Source organism: Micromonospora sp. NPDC005686 (genome assembly GCF_042871665.1).
Classification (GTDB): domain Bacteria; phylum Actinomycetota; class Actinomycetes; order Mycobacteriales; family Micromonosporaceae; genus Micromonospora.
The window spans coordinates 1-22,764 of record NZ_JBIAIY010000002.1 but is presented as its reverse complement, the minus strand read 5'-3'; the positions used below and the strand labels follow the sequence as shown (position 1 = coordinate 22,764).

The 22,764-nt window shown below is 65.2% G+C and carries 14 protein-coding genes; all 14 read right to left on the bottom strand.

Annotated elements, in window-relative coordinates:
- Window positions 1-7: 7 nt before the first annotated feature.
- The 14 genes from dpdJ to queC all read right to left on the bottom strand — a co-directional run bounded on the left by dpdJ (window position 8) and on the right by queC (window position 22,278).
- Window positions 8-4,471, bottom strand: coding sequence for a protein DpdJ (gene dpdJ / locus ACFYON_RS04085; protein ID WP_387320582.1), 4,464 nt, complete (start codon window positions 4,469-4,471; stop codon window positions 8-10).
- On the bottom strand, window positions 4,468-5,142 hold the full coding sequence (locus ACFYON_RS04080) for a hypothetical protein (protein ID WP_387320581.1): 675 nt from the start codon (window positions 5,140-5,142) through the stop codon (window positions 4,468-4,470). Before ACFYON_RS04080 ends, dpdJ begins: the two co-directional genes overlap by 4 nt.
- Entirely contained in the window at window positions 5,139-8,171 is a 3,033-nt protein-coding gene (dpdH, locus tag ACFYON_RS04075; RefSeq protein WP_387320580.1) for a protein DpdH, read from the bottom strand. Before dpdH ends, ACFYON_RS04080 begins: the two co-directional genes overlap by 4 nt.
- Window positions 8,164-9,063, bottom strand: a complete 900-nt coding sequence (dpdG, locus tag ACFYON_RS04070; protein ID WP_238672874.1) for a protein DpdG — start codon at window positions 9,061-9,063, stop codon at window positions 8,164-8,166. Before dpdG ends, dpdH begins: the two co-directional genes overlap by 8 nt.
- Before the next feature lies 1 nt (window position 9,064).
- The gene (gene dpdF / locus ACFYON_RS04065; RefSeq protein WP_387320577.1) at window positions 9,065-11,650 is read right to left on the bottom strand and encodes a protein DpdF; all 2,586 of its coding nucleotides are present in this window, start codon (window positions 11,648-11,650) and stop codon (window positions 9,065-9,067) included.
- A complete protein-coding gene (dpdE, locus tag ACFYON_RS04060) occupies window positions 11,640-14,891 on the bottom strand; it encodes a protein DpdE (RefSeq protein WP_387320575.1) in 3,252 nt (1,083 codons plus the stop codon). Before dpdE ends, dpdF begins: the two co-directional genes overlap by 11 nt.
- Before the next feature lie 372 nt (window positions 14,892-15,263).
- The gene (dbpB, locus tag ACFYON_RS04055) at window positions 15,264-16,409 is read right to left on the bottom strand and encodes a DGQHR domain-containing protein DpdB (protein ID WP_387320573.1); all 1,146 of its coding nucleotides are present in this window, start codon (window positions 16,407-16,409) and stop codon (window positions 15,264-15,266) included.
- Entirely contained in the window at window positions 16,406-17,647 is a 1,242-nt protein-coding gene (gene dpdA, locus ACFYON_RS04050) for a tRNA-guanine transglycosylase DpdA (protein ID WP_387320571.1), read from the bottom strand. Before dpdA ends, dbpB (ACFYON_RS04055) begins: the two co-directional genes overlap by 4 nt.
- A complete protein-coding gene (gene dbpB / locus ACFYON_RS04045; protein WP_387320569.1) occupies window positions 17,644-18,804 on the bottom strand; it encodes a DGQHR domain-containing protein DpdB in 1,161 nt (386 codons plus the stop codon). The genes dpdA and dbpB (ACFYON_RS04045) overlap by 4 nt, the downstream gene beginning before the upstream one ends.
- Window positions 18,786-19,592: a hypothetical protein gene (locus tag ACFYON_RS04040; protein ID WP_387320567.1), complete on the bottom strand. Its 807-nt coding sequence runs from the start codon at window positions 19,590-19,592 to the stop codon at window positions 18,786-18,788. The genes dbpB (ACFYON_RS04045) and ACFYON_RS04040 overlap by 19 nt, the downstream gene beginning before the upstream one ends.
- 145 nt (window positions 19,593-19,737) lie before the next feature.
- A complete protein-coding gene (gene folE2 / locus ACFYON_RS04035) occupies window positions 19,738-20,577 on the bottom strand; it encodes a GTP cyclohydrolase FolE2 (protein WP_112698604.1) in 840 nt (279 codons plus the stop codon).
- Window positions 20,574-20,930 (bottom strand): 6-carboxytetrahydropterin synthase QueD, encoded by a 357-nt coding sequence (queD, locus tag ACFYON_RS04030; RefSeq protein ID WP_387320564.1) that lies wholly within the window; start codon window positions 20,928-20,930, stop codon window positions 20,574-20,576. The genes folE2 and queD overlap by 4 nt, the downstream gene beginning before the upstream one ends.
- Window positions 20,930-21,568, bottom strand: coding sequence for a 7-carboxy-7-deazaguanine synthase (gene queE, locus ACFYON_RS04025; RefSeq protein WP_112698602.1), 639 nt, complete (start codon window positions 21,566-21,568; stop codon window positions 20,930-20,932). Before queE ends, queD begins: the two co-directional genes overlap by 1 nt.
- An 8-nt stretch (window positions 21,569-21,576) precedes the next feature.
- Window positions 21,577-22,278 (bottom strand): 7-cyano-7-deazaguanine synthase QueC, encoded by a 702-nt coding sequence (queC, locus tag ACFYON_RS04020; RefSeq protein WP_112698601.1) that lies wholly within the window; start codon window positions 22,276-22,278, stop codon window positions 21,577-21,579.
- Window positions 22,279-22,764 lie beyond the last annotated feature (486 nt).

The window sequence follows — 22,764 nt, the reverse complement described above, 5'->3', positions numbered from 1 at the left end:
TCCAACGTCACTGTGTAGCCTCACGAACTTCGATCGTCGCGCGTAGATTGTCGCCGTCACGTGTGATGGTGCGAACGTCGCCGTAGACCCGCAGCACGTCGCGATCGATGGCAACCGCCGGCACGGTCCTGAGGGCTGTGCTGAAGGCTCGCATCCGCTGTGCCGGGGCGACGAGCACGACGGCGCCGCGGTCGCGTACTGCCGATCGGTAGTTGTCGAGCCAGTCGACGTCGTCGACGTTGACCACAGGCAGCCGTTCGTCGTGTGCTGCCTGCGCCAAGAGCCGATCGAGGATCGGCGTGGGGGCGTATGGCTGGTAGTGCTGCAGGTGTTGGACTCGGGCCTTGTTGCCTCGGGGCCACAGCAAGCTGAACACCTGGTCCGGTGTAAGGCTGGTGTTGCCTGCATTCGGCACGGCGACTTGTCCGCTGCCGATGAGATATGCGAACACTGCTGCCTCGACCTCGAAGCCGAGGCGTTGCTGGAGGGCGTCCCAGGCGTGGACGAGTCCGAGCGCTGCGGCGTCGGTGGCGTTGGTGGTTCCTGGTCTTAGCAGGCGGGTGGAGAGCGCTGCCACGGCTTGATGGCGTGGGTGGCCGGTGAGTTTCGCCCATGCTGATCGAAGTTGTTGCAGCGCGCTCTCAGCGGCATGGGCCGAGCGCGGGTCACGGAGCGTGGACATTGCCTGTGCGGCGGGCCCTGATGGCTGGGACACGACATGGTCGAGCAGTTGCACGACGGTACTGTGAATGTAGTCGTGGTCGCTGGGGCCTAAAGCGCTGTCGACGAGGTTCCAAAATCGGCGCGGATTCTCGGCATAGTAGTGCGTCAGCTGCTCGATGATTCCGATACCGCCCAGCGATGTTTCGCTCAGCCAGACCGCGGCGGGGCCTCCGGTCCCAGGCGGCGAAACGACGTCGACGATCAGGTCGCGGTCTTGAGCGTCGGGGCACGCGCGTTGGGCAGCGGCCAGAATCGCGGCTGCCACGGTCTCGCGGTACGTCCGTTGGGCGAGGTCTTCCGTGAGGCTTACGACTTGATCGGTCCAGAGCAGCCGTGCGTGACGGTCGAGGCAGTCGGTGAGCCGCGCGTCGTTGCTGAGTTCAGTCAGACCGGCGACGAGCCTCTCAGGTGCGGCGGTCGCGACGGATCCGGCGTCGCGGTAGAGGGCCCGCAGGATCTGTTGGACGTCGTTGCGCCAGGCGCCACGACTCAATTGGGCGTGAAGGCGTTCGCCGGAGGTCGCGTTGTTGGGCTGGGTGGCGGCCAGGGCATATGCGGCCGTATACACGGTGGTCAGCCAGTTCCGCTGGAATGGATTGGCTACACCGTCGAGCGCCGGGTCCTCCGCGACGGCGGTGGCGAACGCCAGCGATCGCCACTCTGGCGATTTCAAGTGTTCGACGACGGTCGGCCGAGTGAGGTTAAGCGGTGCGAGGTCGAACCGGACTGCGTCGACGTTTAGGCGGAAGCCAAGCGCAGCCGGCCGGCCGTCCAAGCTGTAGCGGACGCTGCTGGTGACGGTGCCTGCGGTGCCGCGGTCATAGGTCGTGTCGCATTCGGCCCCGAGCGTCATTCGGCGAACCTCAGCCGGGTTGCCGGCGGCGCTCGTGGCGAAACCAACAGCGGTGATGCGGTCGGTCCAGTTGGACGGCTTGGGGATGTCCGCCATGTAGAGGCCGCTGCTGGGTTCAAGGATCTCAGACGCCCACACCGGAATGCCTTGCGATCGATCGGCGACCGCGTCCGGTGGCTGCTGCAGAGCGACGACGTGGGGCCGGAAGACCTGAACCGGCTGGTGTCCCGTCGGTGACCAGGTGCCCTGTGGCGTATAGGTCTCGACGAAACTGTCGATCTCTAGAGCGCCGTTGGCCTGGACATCTGGCAGCGGCAGCCATGTGCGGTGATTGCTGCGGCGGTAGCCATAGCGGCGGCTGACGCGTCCGGGCACTGCCTCGCGGAGCGCCCGCTCGATGGGAAGGGCTTCCCAATCCTCTGCGAATGGCAGCCGGAAGTTGACCTCCGGCACGTTCAGCGGCTCGTACAAGGCCGTGGTGAGGAACTCGGGTAGCAGGCTTCCGGGATGCGCGCCTGGGTCCGGGTCGACGGGTCGCCACCCGGACCGCAGCCGGCGCAGGGCTGTGGGCACCACGCCGAGCAGGAGGGCACGCGGCTGTTCCCAGAGCAATGCCTGAGCCTCGTCGGCGCTGATGTCAAGGGCGCGACGCAGGTGGACGATCAGGCTGTCCTGCAATGTTGGGTCGATGATGAGTTTTTCCAGCAAATCGGCGAGTGCCTGCCCCTGTGCTGGAGACGGCGGGCGGGCAGTCGGGCGTGGCGCGGACAGCAGCCGGCGTGGGTCGATCTGGTTGTCCCGTAGCGTCGTGGATAGCCAGTCCAGCAGAGCCTGCGCGCCTTGGATTTTGAGTACGAAGCGGTTGCGGACCGGGAGGCGGCGCGCGGTCAACTCGGGCGAGAACAGGGAGTCGTAGGCCTGGTATGCCAGCCTGTCGCGGCCGTAGTCCGACAGGGTGATGACGGTCCAGGGGCGGGTTCCTCGGCGACGTCCGGCGCGACCGCGGCGTTGAATGAAGGCAGCCGCGTCGTGTGGCGCCTTGTGCTGAAGGACGAGACCCACGCGGTCGTCGTCGTAGCCCACCTCCAGCGACGCCGTTGCAACGATGAGATCGGCATCATCGTCCACACCGACGTCCTGCGATGACGTACGTCCTACGGCTAACTGTCCCATCAGAGCGCGAGGGTCTAGGTCACGTCCAATCTGACGTACCAGATCCCACGACTGACCGTCGATGAAGCGTTCAGCCCGGAACGGCGCTTCCGGTGACCGGAGCCCGGCCAAGACTCGCCCGGCTCGTCGAGGTCCGCGTCTAGTGCCTCCTCCTTCGGCGTCGCACAGGTCGTCGTAAAAGCGGTTCGTGACGTCTAGATCATCAGTGAATAGGAAACCGCGCGAGCCGTAGAGCATCTCCCGGCCGGGAAGGTCGAGGATTCGGCCGTACAGCATGGCGGTCTGAATGGACGTCGACAGTTGGCTCGCGCCGGAGACCGGGTCGGCGCGTAGAGCAATGGCGTACTCCCGGCCTTTGTTCTCCAGGTCTTGCGGCTGCGGCGTGACGTACTCCACCGACGCGTCCGACAGGCCTGTGAGCTGTGCGAAGAATGCAGCGGCGTCGCGCAGGGTGGCGCTCAGCCCGACGAAGGTCACCGGGTTTCGCACGGCGTGGCGCCATCGCCGGAGTACGAGTCCCACCTGGGCGCCGTGCATGCCGGTGTAGGTGTGAGCCTCGTCCAGGAGCACCAGCGACGGCCGGCGTAGGCCGCGCCAGCCGAGGAGTTGACCGAGCCCAGGGTCGGTGGCGTTGCGGTTGAGCATCTCCGTCGTGGTGAATAGAAGGTCCGGTGGATTGTCGCGTAGCGAGTCACGGGTCAAAACGACATCGTCGATGACAAGCCCACAGGTGGCCTGAGTGCAGTGCAGGCGATCCCGGTTCTCGTTCTGATCTTGGCGAGACCAGATCAGTTCCTGGCGGCACTGGGGACACGACAGGTAGGGACACACGACATCGGCGCCGCGACTGCGCCACGCACGGGTCAGGTGAGATGTCTGTGCGCGTAGACGCTGGGCGTTGTGCGGCGTGTCGCCGTACAACACTCCGATCCTGAGCCGGCGGCTCGTCCCGGCGCCGGCCTCCTCATTCACCCGCAATGAGGTGGCGACCGCCTCCCGCAACTGGTCACGCAGCAGTTCGATCCGAGGGTAAAGAGCCAGCGTATGCACACCGGTTCCGCCCGTCCGCGAGTGCGCAGCCATGGCGGCGAATGCGGGGAGGTAGAAACCCAGCGTCTTTCCGCTGCCGGTGCCGGCACCGACGATGACACCCGCGCTCTGGCGCGCATTCAGCGCCGTGGTGATCGCTCGCGTCGCGTCCACCTGGAATCTCGCCACAGTTGGATGTCTGAGCAGCGCTCGCGCGGTTGACTCATGCCCGGCCGTCCACGCCTCGATGAGGGCGAGTTCCTGCAGGGCGTCCTCGATGAGGACGTTGCGCTCAGGGTAGCGACGCGGTGCTGTGTGGAGGCGGTAATCGGCGACGAGCGTTTTGCCTTGCTCCCACCAACGCGCTGGGGGCGACGTGAGGTCGCGGGGGCCGAATAGCTGTCGCAGTCGGGTGGTGAGACGCACGGTCTCGCCCATGCGTGTGCGGTAGCGGGGCGGTGACGTCGCCGGGATGCGCATCAGCAGTGCGCCATCGAGGAGGGCCGTGAGGACGTCGTCGGGGTCCACGTTTGCCGAGGTCGGGGACTGCAGGAGTTGCTCATTAATCGTCTCGAGCACCTCCTCGTGCGAGAGGGTGCCCGTGGTCACGCCCCAAACCAGGAGGGGCAGTTCGAGATCCTCCAGATGATCGAGGACGCCAGACAGGGTGCGTCCGTCGAGCCCCTGAGTCACAAACCCCTCCTATGGAGTTCAATCTGGTCGGCCAGACCGTACTCCCGTAGCATCGCGATCTCTGCGTCTGAGACTCGATCGAGTGACACCCGTCGGCCAAGGCGAAACAGTAACGCCTCAAGCTCCGGCTCGGGTTCCCGCAGGTAGCTCAGCGACTCCTTCAGGCCGGCATGTGTCGTCACGAAGGAGGAGATCTCCCGTACGTGAGGCACTTCGATCTTGCCAAGTCTCTTCAGTTCGGTGAACCATGTCTGCTGGTCGCGCTGGGCGGCAGCGGGCAACACTGCCAAACGTTGAATCGGGAGTTCGGCCAACCGCTCGCTGGTCCACCTCAGCCACACCCCTGTCAGCGTGGCCTGCACCCGCTCAAGGACGCCCTCTACCTTCTGGCGGGCCGCGGTGATGGCGCGAACTGATGGCAGTCCGTCCGCGGCAAGTTGCGCGAATCTCTCGCGTCCCTCATCGACCTGACCCACCGGCACATCGGCGCCTTGTTCCTGCAGAGCGCGACCCGCTTCAAGCAACCGGCGCAGTTGCTCAAGCGCGCTGCCGAGGCCATCGGCCTGCGTGAAGACCCGCTTGGCGTTGTCTTCCGCGACAGACCCTTCGCGTAGCCGGTTCGCCTCAGCAGTGAGCGCCCTCGCCTTGTCTAGAACAGACATCGCTGTCATGCCCCCACCTCTGCCCACTGCCGCAAAACTTCTTGAACCCGTAGTGCCGCCGACTCGCCAGAACCGCCAGTTTTCAACCTGGCCTGGTCCAGTCGCTCGGTCAACCAAGCGTTACCAGCGACGAGGAAGCGTTCAATCGCGGCCAGGTCCGCCCCTCGGTCTGCTGCGCATGTCGCCAGGACCGCGCGGAACCGGCTGTCGTCGTCCTCGGCAGCCGCGACGCGCGCTATGTCACGCTCCAGCCGATCGATGGATTTCCAGTCGCGTTGCCGAACGTCAGCCAGCAAGGATCGGAATGTTGGCAGGTCCACCGGGCCAAGGCCCTCGTCGACCGCGGCACGAAGAGCCTGGTCAACCGCCAGCACCGTCTCGGCGCCGCTGACTCCTGCGGGTAGCAGAGCGCGAACCTTCTCGAGGGTGTGCTGCAGGTCGGCAAACTGCGCATCGGCCACGACAGCAAACTGATTGAGTCCGGACACTGCCTTGGTGGCCCACGAGGGAAGCTTGTCGGGGCGCTCCCAGGCCCACTCTTGGGATGCCTCACCAACCAAGGGCAAGGCCCGTGTGCCGTCGACGATGCGGACGTTGCCTCGCACCCCTCGCGTGAAGCCCACACTGTCTCGTAGCCTGGCGACCAGTTCGCCACGGCCGCTGCGGTGAGCCTCCCAGAGCCGATTCCATTGCGGTGTGCGGCTCAGTCCATCCGCTCGTTCCCACCCGCTCCCGTCGGCAAGCGCCGCGTTCAGCAATTCTGTGTCCTTCATGCCCGGCCAGGCGTGGCCGGCAAGCGCGGCGCCCAGCAGAGAGGCGCGGAACCCGAGGATGAGTTCCCGGTTTGAGAAGCCACGGTGGCGTTGTACGGCACGCTGGAGGTCGGGTTGGTGATGCTCCGCGATCTCGTGGAGGCGTCGTATCGCTGCCGCGTTACCTGCCACACCCACGCTCGCCAGGAGTATCTGTCGGAAGAACGTGGCGTTGCTCGGATTACGTTTGAAAAGAATCGGGGCGTCTGCCGTTCCCGGCAACCGCTCGCTCGCCGCACCTTCGATCGACACGACGGTGGAGTTCGATGGCCATGCCCTGTCGAGTTCAGCAGACTGCGGGTCGGCCACAACCGGATCGATCCACATGCATCTGTTGATCACGGCCTGCCTGATCGTCCCTCGAAGGTGAGCAGCGGTAGTTTGCGGCAGTTGACTGTGTCGTCCCTGCCATTCTTCGACATGATCGATCATCATGGCCAGGGCGCGAGGAAGTTCTTGCGCGTTGGCGCTGGCCGGCTTCCTCCTCCCGGGGGTGGTGTCTTCCGTTGCGCGTGTCGTTGTATGGCCGGGTCCGCTGGCGAGATCGTTGAGATCGAGAAGGCCAATGCCGAATGCGGCGTGCATCGCCGGATCAAGGTTGGTTATTTGGTCTGGGGCGTCGCCCCAGAACTCAAGGAAGGCTTTTCGGCGGCTAGCGTCGGCGTGGTCGCGTTCCTCGATCTCCCGTTGCACTGCGCCGAGCATGTAATCCTCACCAGCAGGAGTGCGGTAGTCCTCGCTGAAGCGTTGATCCGGGAAGGATCCATCACGGAGGGCATGAGCGTGATCGACCAGGACGGGCCGAATGACCTCGCCGATCACCGCCCGCGGGTTGAACGAGTTAGGATTATTGTGTGCCGGTCGTGCTCGGATGGCCCGTCGCAGGGTTGGCCAGTTAAACGGGTAGAGCCCATGCCCGTCGACCGACGCACCGAAGGTGGAATGGCATGTCTCTTGGAACTCGCACGTGACGCATCGGTTGGGCACGTCTGCCCCGTTCGCGATATTGGCATTGTCTAAGGCCTCTCGGCCGACGCGCGCGGCGTTGAGGTACCGGCCGGCGAAAGCCGTGATGTCAGATCGGCCCTGCTCGCCGGTGTCGAACCCAGCATCCAGGTCGTAGAGGTACGGCGTAGCCGCCTTCGCGCGGGTGAGCACCGTCTCGGCCAGCCGCGCGAAATAGCCGGTAGTCACGGCCATTAGCGTTCGGACAGGAGCCAGTTCGGCCTTGCCACTGCGCACCCCCGCCTCGATCAGGGCGTCGAGCAGGTCACGCTGAACACCCTGGAGGACGACGAAGTCCTCGATCAGTAGGACGATTTCTTTGCCCTGGGCTGCGTACTGGCGGCGAATCTCCAACATCGCTTGCTGTAGGCGGCCACCGCCCATGTTCCAGGCGGCGGTGATGGCGACCGGTAACTGCTCGGTGAGGATGTCGATCGCGGCGGTTTGCAGTTCCGGCCTGTTCGTGATGAGACTCAGCAGGCGTCTTGCTTTGTCGGATGCCTTGTTGACATCGGCGATATCTAGTGGCAGGTCGGTGATCGAGAAGGCGGTCGGTCGATCGTCTTCGCCATCCTGTCGGTCGGAGAGGAGGCTGGCGGCAAGCCGCGGGATCAGCTTGCCCTTCTGCAGCAGATGGTCGCGGACATGGGGGTCAAGCAGGAGAAGAGCGAGATTGCCTGGCCCGGCGAGGACGCGTCCTTGGCCTGGTCTGGCGTCAGCGACCGCAACGGCCTCGGACAGCTCGTTGATGAGGCGGCGTTCCAGACTTTCGACGTCCAGTTCCGAGCTCATGCGGTCGACGTCAGCGCGTAGTTGCGCCAATTCAGGGCTGTCGACTCCGGGTTGATCGAGCAGCGTCCGGACGACGGCCCGCAGGCTCGTGCTGGTCTTCGGCAGGTAGATCACCACCCGCTTGTCGGTCGACGGCGTTAACTCGTGCACCCAGCGGACCAGATGCGATTTTCCGGTTCCGGACTCGCCGGTCACGGGCATCAACAGGACCCCGTTCGGGGTGTCCCGCCCCAGGAAGTCTCGCCGTACGTCCTCCTCGGTGACTGCCGTGCCGGGGTCGTCGGTTTTGGCCTCGGGGTGTCGGCGCCTGATGCGCAGTGGCGCATGGGTGGCGAAGAAGACGGACGGTGACGGGCTGACGGCTTCCGTGCTGATGGTCGTCGCGGCCTCGATCGGTGACCAACAGAGGAACTGGCGGAACTCAGCCATCGAGTGGCTCCAGGATGTCAAGGTGGGTGATCCGGTGCGTCCCGTTAGCCCGGTCGGGATCGACGAGCAACACCTCATCGTCGGCGTCGGAGCGGCGGTCGAACTTGAGCCAGCCTCGCTCCTCGCCGCAGAAGAGTGCGAATGATAAGGCGGAGGACACGTCTATCGAGGTTTCCTTGAGGTCGAGCGCGAGGCTGTAGCGGCCGCCAGGTAGGACAGGCAGGACCTCAAGGAGAGCCGCGATCGCGTCTCGTGCTGCGAGCCGCGCGCCCGCTGGCCAAAGCATCCGAGCCGCACGCTGGACAGCGACCGCGCAATCGGGTTGGAGCGTCAGCTTGGTGGGCGTTTGCAGGAGCGGGCCGGTCGCGAAACCGAGGGCTTTGGCCCAGTAACCGAATCGGTTCCGGCGGACGTCGTTGAAGTTGGGGTCGCTGATGTGTTCTGGCAGAGTCCTGCGCAGCAGGTCAGCCATGGCGTCCTCGTCGACTGGCGTGAACGCGTCGAGAGTGAGGAAACATGCCAACGCTCTGACCAGGTCCTTGGGCCCCTGGTCGCCTTCGTGGGCGATTCCTTCATTGCGGTGAGACTCAAGGACACGTGTGCGCAGCAGATCGGCGTACCCGGGGTAGTCATCTGGGGACTTCAGTCGGCCGTCGTCGCGCAAAGTGAGGCGATCGTCTTCTAGGGCGATCAGATTCAGGTCCTGAAGCGTTTTGACCGCGTTGTCGAAGGTCTTGTCGGCGTCGGCCTTGTCAGGTGGCAGCAGGCTGCCTGGCCTCAGCGCGGCCCGTACAGCGTCGTGGGTTTGGCGCCGGCCAGGCGCGGACGCTAGGTGCCTGGCAACCACCCACATGGCAGTAGGAAAGGACGCAGGCTCGTTCAACAGCGTCATGTCACAGCGCTCCAAGGGCGGTCTCGAGCGAGAGTGAAGCGTCGCACATCTGCCGCAGGCTAATGGTCGGCCGTTCGGGATCGGGCAGGTCCTGGGAGTGCACGAGGTAGGTCGGGACGTCGTCCTGCAGGCGCAGACGTACGGCGGTCGGCAGGGCGGGCAGGTCGTCGGCGACCCAGACTAGCGGCCCGGAGAAGGATTCGGTGAGGTTGCCGTCGTGGTCCACGATGACCGGGTGGGGCCACGCTTCGCGCTGTATGCGGTTCGCGAGACGTGCGGTAATTCCGGGGCCAGCAAGCACCCCCAGACCGCGCCGTGCGAGCTGCGACAGCAGTTCGGGCAGAAGATCATCACGTGCAGTTGGCGTCCGCCACCAAATGCTCAACCACGGATGGTCAGCGCGGATCAGTGCGAGGGGATCACGGCCTCCCTCCCAGTGAGGAATCGCGGGATGGGGTTCGCCGCCGTCGCGGTAAAGAGGACCGTCGCCTCGCATGTCGGGCCATCGCCGGCAGTGAGGGCATCCTCGACAGCTCACGGCGGTGCCCAACAGCCCGCCTCGCCATGGTATGCGGTAGTAGTCGCCGAGGGCGTCGCCGACGCATCGGTCACCCTTTATCAATGCCTGCAGGCGGTCGAGCGCAGCGGTTTGCTGCTGCGCGACAAGTGCCCGTTGTGTGCCGAATGCTCGCCCCCAATGTGATCGGTCATTTGTCTGACCATCCTGCAACCGAAAGACCACCCGGGCATCGAGGCCGCTGAAGTACTGGTCCAGCCTGGCCTGCCACAGGCCATCGGGCTCGTCCGGTAGCCGTTCAGGGGCTTGTGATTCTTCAAGTGTGATGAGGCCGGCGCGTGACATCAGGTTCAAGGTGCGGACGTTCCACTGGCGGTTGTGCCGTGACTCGGCGAGGACGTGCGGCGGAACCGCATCAAGACTTGTCTCGTGGCGGCCGTCCCCGAGATCAGAAGCGGCTCGAGACATGGTGCGCCACCGGTCCCAGCCTTTCTCGGGGCTGATGACGATGGAGGCGTTGAGCCGCTTCGCCGTCTCGTCGTCGCCGGGTGCGGTAGTCAGGTAGACGGCTGCGGGGCGGCCGTCGCGCCCACTGCGTCCTACTTCTTGGTAGTACCGGTCCAAGGTTTCGGGCAGGCAGGCGTGCACAACGCTGCGCACATTGGACATGTCTAGCCCGAGGCCAAAGGCTGACGTCCCGACGACGATGTCGTGTTCGGTAGGCGCCGCTCTGCCTTCGTCGCTCTCTCCCCGCCATCCCATCACGGCGGCTCTGCGCTCGGCATCGGACATGTCTCCCGTGACCTCCGCGACGCGAAGGAGCCCGGCAGTCTTGAGCCGGCGAGTCCACTCCTGCGCATCCCTCTTCAGCGATGTGTACAGGATGAGCGGACGCGGCAGGGTGCTGACCGCTTGCAAGACCGCGGCGCACCGGTCGGCTTCGGTTCTGAAGCGTTCGACGAAGTAGGACGGTTCGCGGCGTGTTTGCGACGCCCAGACCAACTCGACGCGACCCGGTGAACTGAACAACTCCACCAGCGTCTGGATCTGGTGTTCGGTCAGCGTGGCGCTCATGGCCAATGTGATCAACTCACGGCCAGGCGGTGCGATGGCGAGCCAGGAGCGACGCTGCCCGCTCATCGCCTGAAACTCTGGACGGAATTCATTGCCCCACTGCTCGACCAGGTGCGCCTCGTCGATGATCAGGTGAGTGAGGTAGCCCTGCCGTGTCGCGTCGTCCAGTGCCTGGCTGAGCCCGGTCAGGATAGCTTCGGGAGCTGCGATGACGACGCGTTGGCGACCACCACGGATGTCCTTGCGGATGGCCTGTTTGACGTCTTCCGAAGTTCCGCCGGTGTAGGCATAGTGGCCGCTAGGACTACCCTGCTCCCCGAGCGATGTGAGTAGCGCACGCAGACGACGTTCCATGTCCATGGCCAGTACGACCGTGGGGACCACGACGACTGCGACACCGCGCTGCCGTGTCGCGGGCAGAACAGCAGCCCATGCCACCTCAGTCTTTCCCTGGCCGGTCGGCAGACACACGATGGTCGTGCTGCCGGCCGGAGCCGTCACGATCGCGCGGGCTGCCTGCCGCTGTCCCAGTGAGGTGTAATGCTGAAAGCTGGTGCCGAGTGCCCGGCTCCAAAACGGATCCGCCGGATGGGCTGACCTAGGGGTGGCGTACCCGCCGTAGACCTCGAGAACCTCCTGCTTGGCGGCGCCCTCCGACACAGGGGCGTCGGTGCGAGGATGCCAGATCCGTGCCGTCACCGAGAAGCCCGCAGCCACCGACAACGCCTCGCAGCCCACGTCCTCCCACTGTTGGCGGCTCGGGAGGGCTGGGCTGTTGGGCACAATGAGGGGCCAGTCGCCACCCTGGCGTGCCTCGTTTTCGAGCAGGATCTGACGGGTCAGCCCGACCACATCACGCCATCCTGCACCACCCGCGGTCAGGCCAACGAGCGCATCACGCAGTCGCGCACAGGTGCCCGAGGCAGGGAACGCGGCTGGAACCTTGGGCCAGCTAGCCCAAAGCTCCTGGGCGGATGACCAGCCATCAGTTGCCATCTTGTGGCACCCCCAGTTCGCCGCCGGTCACGCAGGTCACGGCCATTAGCCGGACCTTTGGCTCCTTCAGCGCGTCGATGAGAGCAGCCGCCACGCGGACGTCGGTGAGGTAACTATCAGTATCGGACAACAACCGGCCGGCGTTCCGGCGCGCCTCGGCTTGGGCGCGACGGACTGCCCACGCCCGGCCTGCTTCATGCTGCGCCTGCTCCGCTCGCCGTACGAGCTGCGCGGAACGGGTCAACTCGTCGCGTGCGGTTGCTTCGGCGCTGCGGGCGGCCGTCGCCAGCCCTTCGATGTCGCCGAAGTATTGCCATAGAGCAGATATTCGCTCGTCATTGAGGTTGAGGTCGCCGCGATCCTGCGCGTACGGGGCTTCCAGCCACCGCAGGAGATCGGGATCCTGCACGGCCTGGTCTGCCTGCGACGGAAGCCAGATCCGCCGCATGATGGGCGGAAGGATGACGCTGGCCTGACGTCGGAGGGCGTGTACAGCGTCCGCCGCGTCTCTGACGAGTTCTAGAGCCGGCTCGATGTCGGGCTCGACCAGGAAGTCAAAACCGAAGTAGGAGCGGAGCTCTCGACCGCGGACGCCCGGGCGCCAGAACACGCACGCCTGGCCGCGATCGTCGATCGCCACAACGTTCGCGAGCAGGTCGACAAAAGGGTTACCCAGCCGGAAGAGCCGGGTGTTCGGTGTACGCAGAGCGGTGTTCCTGTTGAAGGTGCCTTGCATGGCTGCCGGTGGGACGGACCGTCCGGAGATAGCGAGGAGCCGGGGGGACACCAACGGGTTTGCATGGGCGCGTTCGAAGCGCATGACGTGCCGAATCGATCCCTCGGGATGGACAGCAAACCGCAGCCCACCGGCTTCGGCGCCGGCGTAGAGCCGCATCGCCTTTTCGTGCGCGCCCCAGCGAATCTCGGTAGTGGTCATCGCCTCAGCGACGGTGAGGCCGAGCGAGCCCTCGTGCACGGCCTCGACAGTGTCCATCCCGTCGATCTCCCGACGCTCTTTCCTGAGGACGTCGGCGACCATATCGGCCATCTCCAGCATCGCCGCCGGTCCATCCCGCAGGCCGGTCTCCCAGATTGTCGTGGTCAAACTATCGAGGGCGTACTGCAGCGCCGACACAGAGTCGTCGAAGATGCGTACCGCACTCGTGAGCAGCGTCGTCCAAGCGGCGGCGAAGGAGTTGTCGGCGTGACCGCCAGGGGCGACGTACTGCATGGCTGCTCGGTGTCCGGCACCGAACGCGCCGGCGAACCGGTCTACTCGTCCCAGCCGTTGCTCACACTGGTTGGGGGACCACGGCAGCCGTAGATGGATGACGGCATCGGCCTCTTGCAGATTGACGCCGTCCTCGGCGCTGTCGTCTGCAATGAGGAGGCCGCCCTCGGCCCGCCAGCGATCCACGTCCATTGCGCTCGCCGCAGCACCTCGACGATGGGTGTGCTCGGTGATCCGGACTCGCGCATTCGGTGTCAGGACGTCGGCGATCAAGCCGGCCAGACTGCCCGCGCCGCAGAACATCACAGCGCGTTTGTGCTGTCCGAGCACCTGAAGGTAGTCACGCATGTCGGGCTCTGCAGCATCGTTGTCGTCGAGTTTGCGCAGAAGGTCCTCGTCGTCAGGCAACACAGCTGCCGCAGCAAGCACCTCACGCTCGTACTCACTCAGGCCAGCGCGCCGAGCAGCCGCGTCGTCACGGTGGATGCGCCACCGGAGAGCGTCCTGCAGATCCCCGGAGAGACCGTCACTGCGCGACGACAGCACCGCCAGGACGAGGCCGTACGCTCCGGTGCGGTCGTCGGCGTTGTGGTCGAGCAGCCAGTGCGAGACGTGTTGCTGCCACGTCACCAGCGACTCGCTGACCAGTTCGTCATTGGCGGCGACGCTCAGTACGGTAGGTCGCTGCCGACCAGTGACCTCGAAGGGCAGTGCGTCCACGGAGTCGTCGCCTGCCGACGTAAGGACGTTGTGCCGGCGATGGCGGATGATTCTGCGATGCATTCGGTAGGTCTCACTGATGTGGGCCCGCAAGGCATCGACGTGTGACCGGAGGGTCTCGCGCTCACCTTCGTCGATCAGGTCGCCATCGGCAGTCAGCAGGTCCGAAACGCGACCGGCAAGATCGCGGAACGTTATGTCGCCGGGGAGGAGGTCCGAGATCTCCGCGATGGCGCTCGGAAGCAGAGGCTCGAAGTCCGCGTCGAGCGCGAAGACGGCGTTGGCCAGGACGCGCCGTGCCTGGAATCGCTGGGTGAACTGCGGCAGGTCCTCCCAGCGGTAGAGAACGGGATCGAGCAAATGCAGCATGCCGAGGTGCGCCTGCGGCCGCGACATCGGCGGTGTAGCCGACAGGAGCAGCAACCGGGGCGTGGAGTGCGCCAGCTGGGTCAGTTCCCGATATCGGGCTTCCGTTGGGTCGGCCGCATCGGTCAGACGATGCGCCTCGTCCACCACAACCAGGTCGAAGCCGTGGTATTCCTCCCACTTGTCTGGGGTTTCATGGCGGGTGATCTTTATCGTTGCTGCCGGGAAGTCCTCGGTGAAAAACTTTCCCTGCAGTTCACGGCTCCATTGCTGCCGCAGCATGTCCGGCGCGAGGACGACGATCCGAGCGGTCGGCTGATCGAGGAGGCGCTGCCGGATGACCAGTCCAGCCTCAATGGTCTTCCCGAGGCCGACCTCGTCTGCCAAGAGGTATCGCTGCACAGGGTCGCTGAGCACGGTCAGCGCAGCTTGCACCTGATGCGGATAAATTTCGATCGCCGCCGACAGCAGCGCGGGAAGGTCGGCGCATGCGGCCCGTTGGGCCACGAGGCTGCTGAGCATCGGAAGCCGGGCATCTCGAAAGTACGGCGACTCGTTGGCGCCCGCTGCGAGGACCTCGACCGGAGAGGCGATCGGCCTGTCCCAGCGCACCCGCAGATGCTGCTGTGGAACCTGGTAGTCGAGGTCCTTGTTGGGTAGGCGCACGAAGTAGACACCAGGGCCACCGCCGATGATCCGGCCCGCCCGCCACCGTCCCGTATCAGGGTCCTGCCAGTAGACCCTGGTCTGGGGTAGAAGTTTCGCCAGACGGCACTCGTCGGCCGGGACCCAGTAGCTCTGCGCGACCGGCCTCGCAATGGACTCGAAGGCATCAATTCGCACATCGCCGCCACGACGTTCTCCCACACGTCCGATACCTGGAACCTGTGGGTGCTCAACGAATTGACCGGTCGGCAGCAGCATGATCGGACTGGTCCCCGTCCCTGCGCGCCGCCCTGCGGACGGATCGGCACCTAAACGCACCAACGCAGGGTATCGACTACCTCTGAGATGTGGCAGCAGCAGCGGTGCCCACCTTGATCAGCCGAAAAGCCCAAAAGACCAACCCAACTCCTGAGCTGGATTCACGGTCTCATCTAGGGCGCCTCCCGCTTCCCAGCCAAGCGCGGTTCGGACCCGGTGCGGCGCCGCCGGTGACCTCAGGGGTCACGACGACGCTCTCCCACCACCGTCCGGTCGGCCGAGCCTGGCGGCCGTGGCTGTGACGTAGGGCCGACCCGAATCCGCCTCAGCCCACCGCAACACCCAAAGTCGCCGCGCGCAATCGATGCTTCACTACCTATTCCGGTACCTGACCTGCAGGAAATCCGCGACGCGCTTGATGTCACGAGGCGTGTTCTGGATGTCGTTCCACCTGCGAACGATGCCGTTGCCGAAGTCCCACTCACCGTCGGTCCAGCGGCAGTCATCGGCGATCGACTTGAGGTGGGCGGCGAACTCCTCAACCTCGACGATCCCGTCGCCCTCCTCACGCGCATGGCTAATGGCGTCCATGAGGTAGCCCATACTGATGATTCCGACGCCGTGCATGAGGCGCGACTTGCGGGGCGGCTTGCCCCACGCTTCGGGGAAGACCTGGCTGACAGCGGTCCAGAAATTGAACAGGACGGTCAACATATAGCCGGTGGTCGGCAGCGCCTCGTCGTTGCGGAACCGGTAGAGGGCGCCGTCGCTCAAACTGGTCTCCAGCATCCTCAAGACCGAGTTGTCCTTGATGACGCCGGACGGGTTGGTCGGGGTCTGGATCATCCGGTTGAGTGGAGACCGGGCGTCGAAGTTGAGCCCCTCGAGCAGGGTTGCCGGCAGTTGACGTACCCGCAGCGGAGTGGGCAGCGCGCCCGAGGCCCCCGGCAGGAGTTCGTGGATGAGCCCCTTCGGCAGCGCCTTGGTGGAGTTGACGAGGATGAACTGTGAGCGCTGATCTGCGGTCTCGTTCGTGATGAAGGCGCTGATGCTCACTGGGAAAGCATCGACCCTGGCATCGCGGATGGCGGCGCTGCGCTGCTGGCCATCCACAATGAAGCCGGGCCTGTCGTGATCAGGCCCTTCGGTGATCGGGATGATCAAAGTTCCGCTGCGCACGTAGCCAGGGCTGTCGGATCCCGTCTGGCCTGGCTCGAAGCGCACCCGTTCGTCGAACGCGATGACGATGGCGTTGGGGAGCAGGGGGCTGGCGTCGGTTTCTATGTATCGGCGGATCGCCGCGACATGGGCGAGGACCTCGGGCCGTTGGTAGCCGTGCAGCAGGGCGTCCTCGTCGCGGCGGATGCGGGAGACTGTAGCGATCTTGGGTACGAGCTTGCCGTCCATGGCGAAGGTGTAGAGAAGGCGCCCGCGGCCCTGCTGGATCTCCAAGGCGGGCAGGCGCAACTCCTGGGTGACGGCGGAGTCAGCGGACGCCTCGGTCCGGGTCTTGGTCACGCGGTTGTCCTTCCTCGTTGTGCGCGGAGACGCTGTTCGAACACGTACAGGTTGTGGAAGCCGCGCCGTTTGTTGCGCTCGGAGCCCCGAAACACGACGATCTCAATCCCAACGGCGACACAGAGATCGCAACGACAGTCGCGCCACGGCCGAGCCGCCAACGTCGCACGGTACTGCTCGCTGCGGTCGGACTTGCCGCCGTCCCACAGCGCGCTGTAGGCGACGAGTGCCTCCAAGACCGGCTCGAGGTCAGTCTTGTCTGCGTCGTACTCGCGCAAAAGGGTGAGGGCAGTCCGCTCGAGCGCCATCGCCTCGCCTTGGCCAATCTCGCCAGAGCGGATCCGGGCCTTGAGCTTCGCGTTGCCGTCCACCTGCGGAACGCGCAGGGCGACATGGGTACGGGTGGGGGTGTAGTAGTTGTCCCGGTCGTCCTTGAATGCCTGGCGGAACGGTGAGGTGCTGTCGAAGCTGGTGACGCCGTGGCTGGCGAACGTCGGCACGTCGCCGACGCGGCTCACACCGAGAAGGTGCAGTTGGGTGGAGTGCTCTCGGACCTGGTCGATCGCTCGTAGGCAGGCGAGGATTTCATTGGTCTTCAGCGGCACCATGCCGCCGAGCGCGATGCGGGTGTAGCCGATGCGCTGCAGTTCCGCGATCGCGTCCGCGTAGGACTGCGGGCTCCAGCCCTGGGCAACGCCGACAGGGGCGAAGCTGACGTTGCGGGCGTCGCACCGATCCCAGAACTCCTGGGCCAAATCGAGGGTGATCTTCTGGCGGCGGACCCATTCTTGCGCCTTGGGATCGTCGCGTGACGTAGCGGGCTCGTACTGAAAGATCACGTGGTCGACGGCGATGCCGTAGTTGAAGCCGCATCCGTCGTAGAAATCGATGACTTCATCAACGGTGTACGGCGGCCACTCTTCGGCGACGTAGGAGAAGGCACCGCAGTCGCCCATGATCTCCAACGGGGTATGGCCGTTGTCGAGCCGGAAGAACTTCGCGGCGCCTTCACGATAGAGGCGGTGGCGTTGTGCTCCGGTGTACTTGCCCGTGGTGCCGCTGACCAGCCCATCCACGATGGCCTTGGACACCAGCAGCCCGTCGAACGGCGCTTGGGTCAGGACCTCGTGCGCGTACAGGTCGTCGCGTTGCCGGACACGGAACGGGTCCCGTTCTTCGGTGATGAAGTCGAAGCTCGGATCGACCTGGTCCTGGCTGTCAGGAAAGAAGAATTTCATCGCTGCTCCGCCTGGGCGTTGCGGTGCACCCGGATGAGGTAGTTGGACAATGCCTGGATGTCGCGGGGGGTGTTCTCGACCTCGTTCCACCGCATGTTGAGCTCGTCCCAGGTGCCCGAAGTCCAGCGACAGTACGGGGCGATCAACGCAAGGTGCTCGCGGATCAGGCGAGGCGCGTCCGCTGCGCGGGGATCGACGATGCCGAGCACCCGGCCCATGAGGTGACCCATGGCGCGTATCCCTGCGCCGTGCATCAACCGACTCTTGGCGGCCGGTTTCCCCCAGGCGTCGGGGAAGGTGTCCCGCACGGCACCCCAGTAGGTGTAGAGGGCGTGCAGGACGCCGTCGAAGTCGGTCTCGTTGCGGCCAACGTCCCGATACGGGAACAGGCACCCGGCCGATGTCAAACTGTCTTTGATCAGTTCGACGAACCCTGTGTCGGTGATCACCGCGAGAGCGGTCTGCGACTTGTCCGTCGACGCCCGTTTGATCATCCCACGCAGCGGTGAGCGTTCGTCGGTGTTGAGCACGTCGCATAGCTCCGACGGAGCCCGGCGAATGGCCAGCCGCGTCGGCAGTGGGCTGTCGACCGCCGGGAGCAACTCCGTCACCAAGCCGCGTGGCAACGGCCGGGTGTTGTTGATGCGCAGGAACTGATCGCGTTGGACCTTCACGGCGTCGGCGACGAACGCGGTGATTGGGACGGGGAAGTCTTTGCGCCGCGTGCGGGACAGCGCCACCGCGCGTTGCTGCCCGTCGACGATCCACGCGGGTTTCGGCCGACCGTTTTCCGACATGGGGATGGTGAGCGTGCCGGTAATGCCGAGCTCATCTCCTGGGAGCCGGTCGCCGCGGATCTTCTTGAAGTGCACTCTCGACGACAACGCCATGATGATCGGGTTGGGGAAGACCGCAGCGTCGCTGTTGAGGTACTCGACGATCTCCTGGATATGTTTGCGCACCTCAGGGCGTTGGTAGCCGATGAGCTTGCCGGCATGGTCACGACTGACCCGGGAGATGTCTGCGACCTGCAAAATCTCCTCGGCCCGGAGGGTGAAGACATAGAGGGGATATTCGGTGCTCTGCGCGATGCACAAGGCCCGACGGACCATGCTGTTGGGAGGCGGTGAGGCAGGCATCAGGGGCGCGCCCTCCATGCCATTACCTCGGCGAAGAGTTGCCCGAAGCGGGCCTGCTCACATGACCGTCCTGACAGGCGAAGGCGTCGCAGCAAGCCCGTCGCGGTGGCTGCCCGTTCGCCCGCATGCCCACGGATGAAGGCGCGCACCTCTTCGTCGGTAAGACGCTGTCCAGCGGTGCGAGTTGCGGGAACCGGCGTTGCTTGCGTTGTCTGTTCCACACGCTCGCGCAGTCGTTCGCGCCGTAGGTCGTGATCGTCATCGACCGACGAGCGCAGCAGGAACGCTGCGACGCGGGCGTTGAGCGATAGCAGGCTGCCGCCGAGGTGAGGTTGCAGCCTGGCGGTCACCGGTACGACGAGGTCTTCAAGGTCATTAGTGGATGGCCCGACAACGGATAGTTGCTGCGTGTCGTGCAACAGACTGGCCGCAACGGTGACGTCCGTGGCGCAGGCTCGCTGGTAGGCGTCAGAGAGCACCGCGATGATCGTGGCGTGTGGATCACGACGGGCTAGGTCCGCGAATGACCGCGGTTGGTCTGCGTCAGGGCCAGGCCACTCGGTCAGCCTTGTCCACCAGTCGCGGGCGGCGGATTTATCCTCACCGACCGAATCGACCCCGCCCGAGGCGAACGTTGCCGCATACGGTCGGATCGCCGCCGATGCGGCGATGAGCCCGTAGCCTGCTGAGCAGACCCATAACGTCGCGGCCCGCGGTGCGATCTGGTCGGGCAGGGTCCGGGCAATCTGCCAATGCTCACCGGCGTACAGATCAACGGCAGGGAAGCTGCTGGCAGAACTGGTCAACAGTCGGTCTGTCCAGGTGGCGAACCGCTGACCTGGACTGCTTTCATGGAGGTTACCCACACGTAACCGGTCTGGCACTGTGTGTCGTTTCCGGTTGCTGCAGGTGACCACAACGTGCACGTTGGCCGGGCCGGAGTGACCGCTGCTAGCCATCGGTGGAGTCCCGAGTCGTTGCGGTCAGCGTCCAGGGGATCTGCGCGTAGGCGGCGTGGTTGTGGATGCTTTCGTCGTTGACCACGCGGATCCGGTACTCGGCGATGCGGACGTCGTGGTCCAGTGCCCCGGCAACGGTGCGGATCATGTCCTCAACGAAGACGGGGTTGTCGTAGCCGGCCATGGTCACGTGGCGTTCGTCCGGACGTTTGAGTAGCGCGTACACCGGCGATGATCCAGCTGCCTCGGCGATGTCGATGAGGTGGTCGAACCACAGGCCGGTGGCGGGGGTGTGTGGGCGGGCGTCGATGGTGACCCAGCCGCGTTGGTTGTGGGCGCCGCGGTCGCTGATCGCTTTGCTGCACGGGCACACGCTGGTGACCGGCACCTTCACGGCGAGCACCACCTCGTCCCCACGGTCGCTGGCGGCGGCGGTCAGGGTGCAGGTGTAGTCCATGAACGAGGCGATGCCGGTGACTGGGGCGAGGCGTTCCAGGAAGTACGGGAAGGTGAGAGCGACGCGGGCGGTGGCACAGCCCATGCGTTGGCGCAGGTCGTCGGCCATCAAGGTGACGGCTTGGCTGCTGAGTCGGTCGCGCCAGGTGTGCAGCACGTCGACGAAGCGGCTCAGGTGGGCGCCTTTGACGTGGTCGGCGAGGCTCACCGACATGGTGACTGTCGCGACGGTCTCGCGTTTGTTGCCACGCGCGTCGGAGATGAGCAGGGGGTAGCGAAGGCCCTCGACACCGACCTCGTCGAGGGCGATGCCCCGAGTGTCCGGCAGGGCCTGAACGTCTTGCAAGCTGTCGCCCCTGATCTCACTGATCGTCATGCGTCGCCTCGGTAGACGCAGCCTGACGTGCAGGTTTCCCGGACGAGGATCTCTGACAGCGGCAGTTGATCGATGAGTCGTTCCCAGATCCAGCGGGCAAGGTTTTCGCTGGTGGGGTTGTCCAACCCGGGGACATCGTTGAGGTAGAAGTGGTCGAGTTGGTCGTGCAGTGGGCGGAACGCCTTCTTGATCTCGGCGAAGTCCATCACCCAGCCCGTCGCCGGATCGACGTCCCCGCGGACGTGTACCTGCACTTTGTAGGAGTGGCCGTGGAGGCGGGCACACTTGTGCCCGTCGGGCACGCGAGGAAGCCGGTGGGCGGCCTCGAAGGTGAACTCGCGGTAAATCTCCATCAGGCTATTCCTAAGTACTTGTGGGTCTGCAGGCTCAGTTGCCACTGCGGGTGAGCCAGGCAGTAGGCCACCGCCGCGCGGGTGTTGGCCTCCTGCTCTGGGCCGTCCATCGGCTGCAACCGCATGAACGTGAACGCGAGGTCCTCGAAAAGCTCAGGCATCGCGGCGGGCTGGGGATAGACGAGCTTCAGTTCATCGCCGGCGGTCAACACCAGATCAGCGCCGGCCTTGGGACTAACACAGATCCAGTCGAGGCCAGCGGGCGCCGGCTTGGTGCCGTTAGTTTCCACCGCAACCTCGAAGCCCTCGGCGTGCAGCGCCGCCACGGCGTCATCGTCGAGTTGCAGCAACGGCTCCCCGCCGGTGCACACCACGTAGGGCTTGCTACGGGAGTGCGGCAGGCCCTGCCATGTCTTGGCCACCGCTATCGCGAGGTCCGCGGCGCTGGCGAAACGGCCCCCGCCAGGCCCGTCAGTGCCGACGAAATCGGTGTCACAGAACTGGCAGATCGCGCGGTGCCGGTCGGTCTCCCGTCCGGTCCACAGGTTGCAGGACGCGAACCGGCAGAAGACTGCGGGTCGACCAGCGTGGCTGCCTTCACCCTGCAGGGTGTAAAAGATCTCCTTGATCTTGTACATAGCCCTGTTCAGCTCTGTGACGTCGTCAAAGCCGGATCGGTCATTCCCAGCTCGGCAAAGCCGCGGTTGCGGAGGAGGCACGAGTCGCACGTGCCGCAGGCGCGGTCGTCGACCGGGTCGTAGCAACTGTGGGTGAGGGCGTAGTCCACATTTAGTTCGAGGCCTCGCCGGATGGTGTCTGCCTTGGTCAACTGAATCAGAGGGGTGTGGATCTTCAGTCTCTGGCGGCCCTCGACCCCAGCCCTAGTAGCCAGGTTCGCCATCTCCTCGTAGGCCTTGATGTACTCCGGGCGGCAGTCCGGGTAGCCGCTGTAGTCGAGTGCGCTGACCCCAATGAAAACGTCCGACGCGTCAAGCGTCTCGGCCCATGCCAGGGCGAACGACAAGAAGATCGTGTTGCGTGCTGGGACATAGGTGACGGGAATGTCATCGGCCGAGAGGTCGTCAACGCTGTCGTGATGCGGTACCGCGATCGACGCGTCGGTGAGCGCCGATCCACCGAAGACCCGCAGGTCAATGTCGGCTACCACATGCTTGGTCGCTCCCAGTGCGGCGGCGACGCGCTCTGCCGCCTGCAACTCGACCGTGTGGCGTTGTCCGTACCTGAAGCTCAGCGCGAAGGTCTCGTACCCTTCGTTCCGGGCGATCGCCAGCACCGTCGCCGAGTCCAAGCCGCCGCTCAGGAGGACTACCGCCTTGCGCTGCGCCATGTTTGTGACCTGATCTCTCGCTCGTGTGAAACTGCAGACCCATGGCGAACCACAGCTATGTAGTTTACCGCTTGCTACGGTACCGAACGGATCGTCAACATCAAGTGCCGCCGCCCACAAATCCTCGGCTGAGCTTGGGCGTTCGAGATGGTCGACAACCCAGCACGCTCGGACTTGAGAAGCCAGAAGCCAAGGTCCAGAGTTTTAGGTGCAGAAACTACCAGCCTGCCGCCGAACACCGAGCTGAAGTTTACGCGGTTACGCTGCGTGGATTCGTAGTCCACTCCGCGACATTGGTGTGCCCCGTCCGGAGCTCTCGCCCGCCTCGACCGTGACTACGGCGCGCAGGCCATGCCCAACGGTCCAGGCGGTGACGCAGGCCGTCCACGGTCCGGGGGGGGGGGGGGGGGGGGGGGGGGGGGGGGGGGGGGGGGGGGGGGGGGGGGGGGGGGGGGGGGGGGGGGGGGGGGGGGGGGGGGGGGGGGG

Coding starts and splice junctions, on each gene's coding strand:
- ACFYON_RS04080 (WP_387320581.1), bottom strand. CDS start 5,142: ATGACAGCGATGTCTGTTCTAGACAAGGCGAGGGCGCTCACTGCTGAG.
- dpdH (WP_387320580.1), bottom strand. CDS start 8,171: ATGGCTGAGTTCCGCCAGTTCCTCTGTTGGTCACCGATCGAGGCCGCG.
- dpdG (WP_238672874.1), bottom strand. CDS start 9,063: ATGACGCTGTTGAACGAGCCTGCGTCCTTTCCTACTGCCATGTGGGTG.
- dpdF (WP_387320577.1), bottom strand. CDS start 11,650: ATGGCAACTGATGGCTGGTCATCCGCCCAGGAGCTTTGGGCTAGCTGG.
- dpdE (WP_387320575.1), bottom strand. CDS start 14,891: ATGCTGCTGCCGACCGGTCAATTCGTTGAGCACCCACAGGTTCCAGGT.
- dpdA (WP_387320571.1), bottom strand. CDS start 17,647: ATGAAATTCTTCTTTCCTGACAGCCAGGACCAGGTCGATCCGAGCTTC.
- dbpB (WP_387320569.1), bottom strand. CDS start 18,804: ATGGAGGGCGCGCCCCTGATGCCTGCCTCACCGCCTCCCAACAGCATG.
- folE2 (WP_112698604.1), bottom strand. CDS start 20,577: ATGACGATCAGTGAGATCAGGGGCGACAGCTTGCAAGACGTTCAGGCC.
- queD (WP_387320564.1), bottom strand. CDS start 20,930: ATGGAGATTTACCGCGAGTTCACCTTCGAGGCCGCCCACCGGCTTCCT.
- queE (WP_112698602.1), bottom strand. CDS start 21,568: ATGTACAAGATCAAGGAGATCTTTTACACCCTGCAGGGTGAAGGCAGC.
- queC (WP_112698601.1), bottom strand. CDS start 22,278: ATGGCGCAGCGCAAGGCGGTAGTCCTCCTGAGCGGCGGCTTGGACTCG.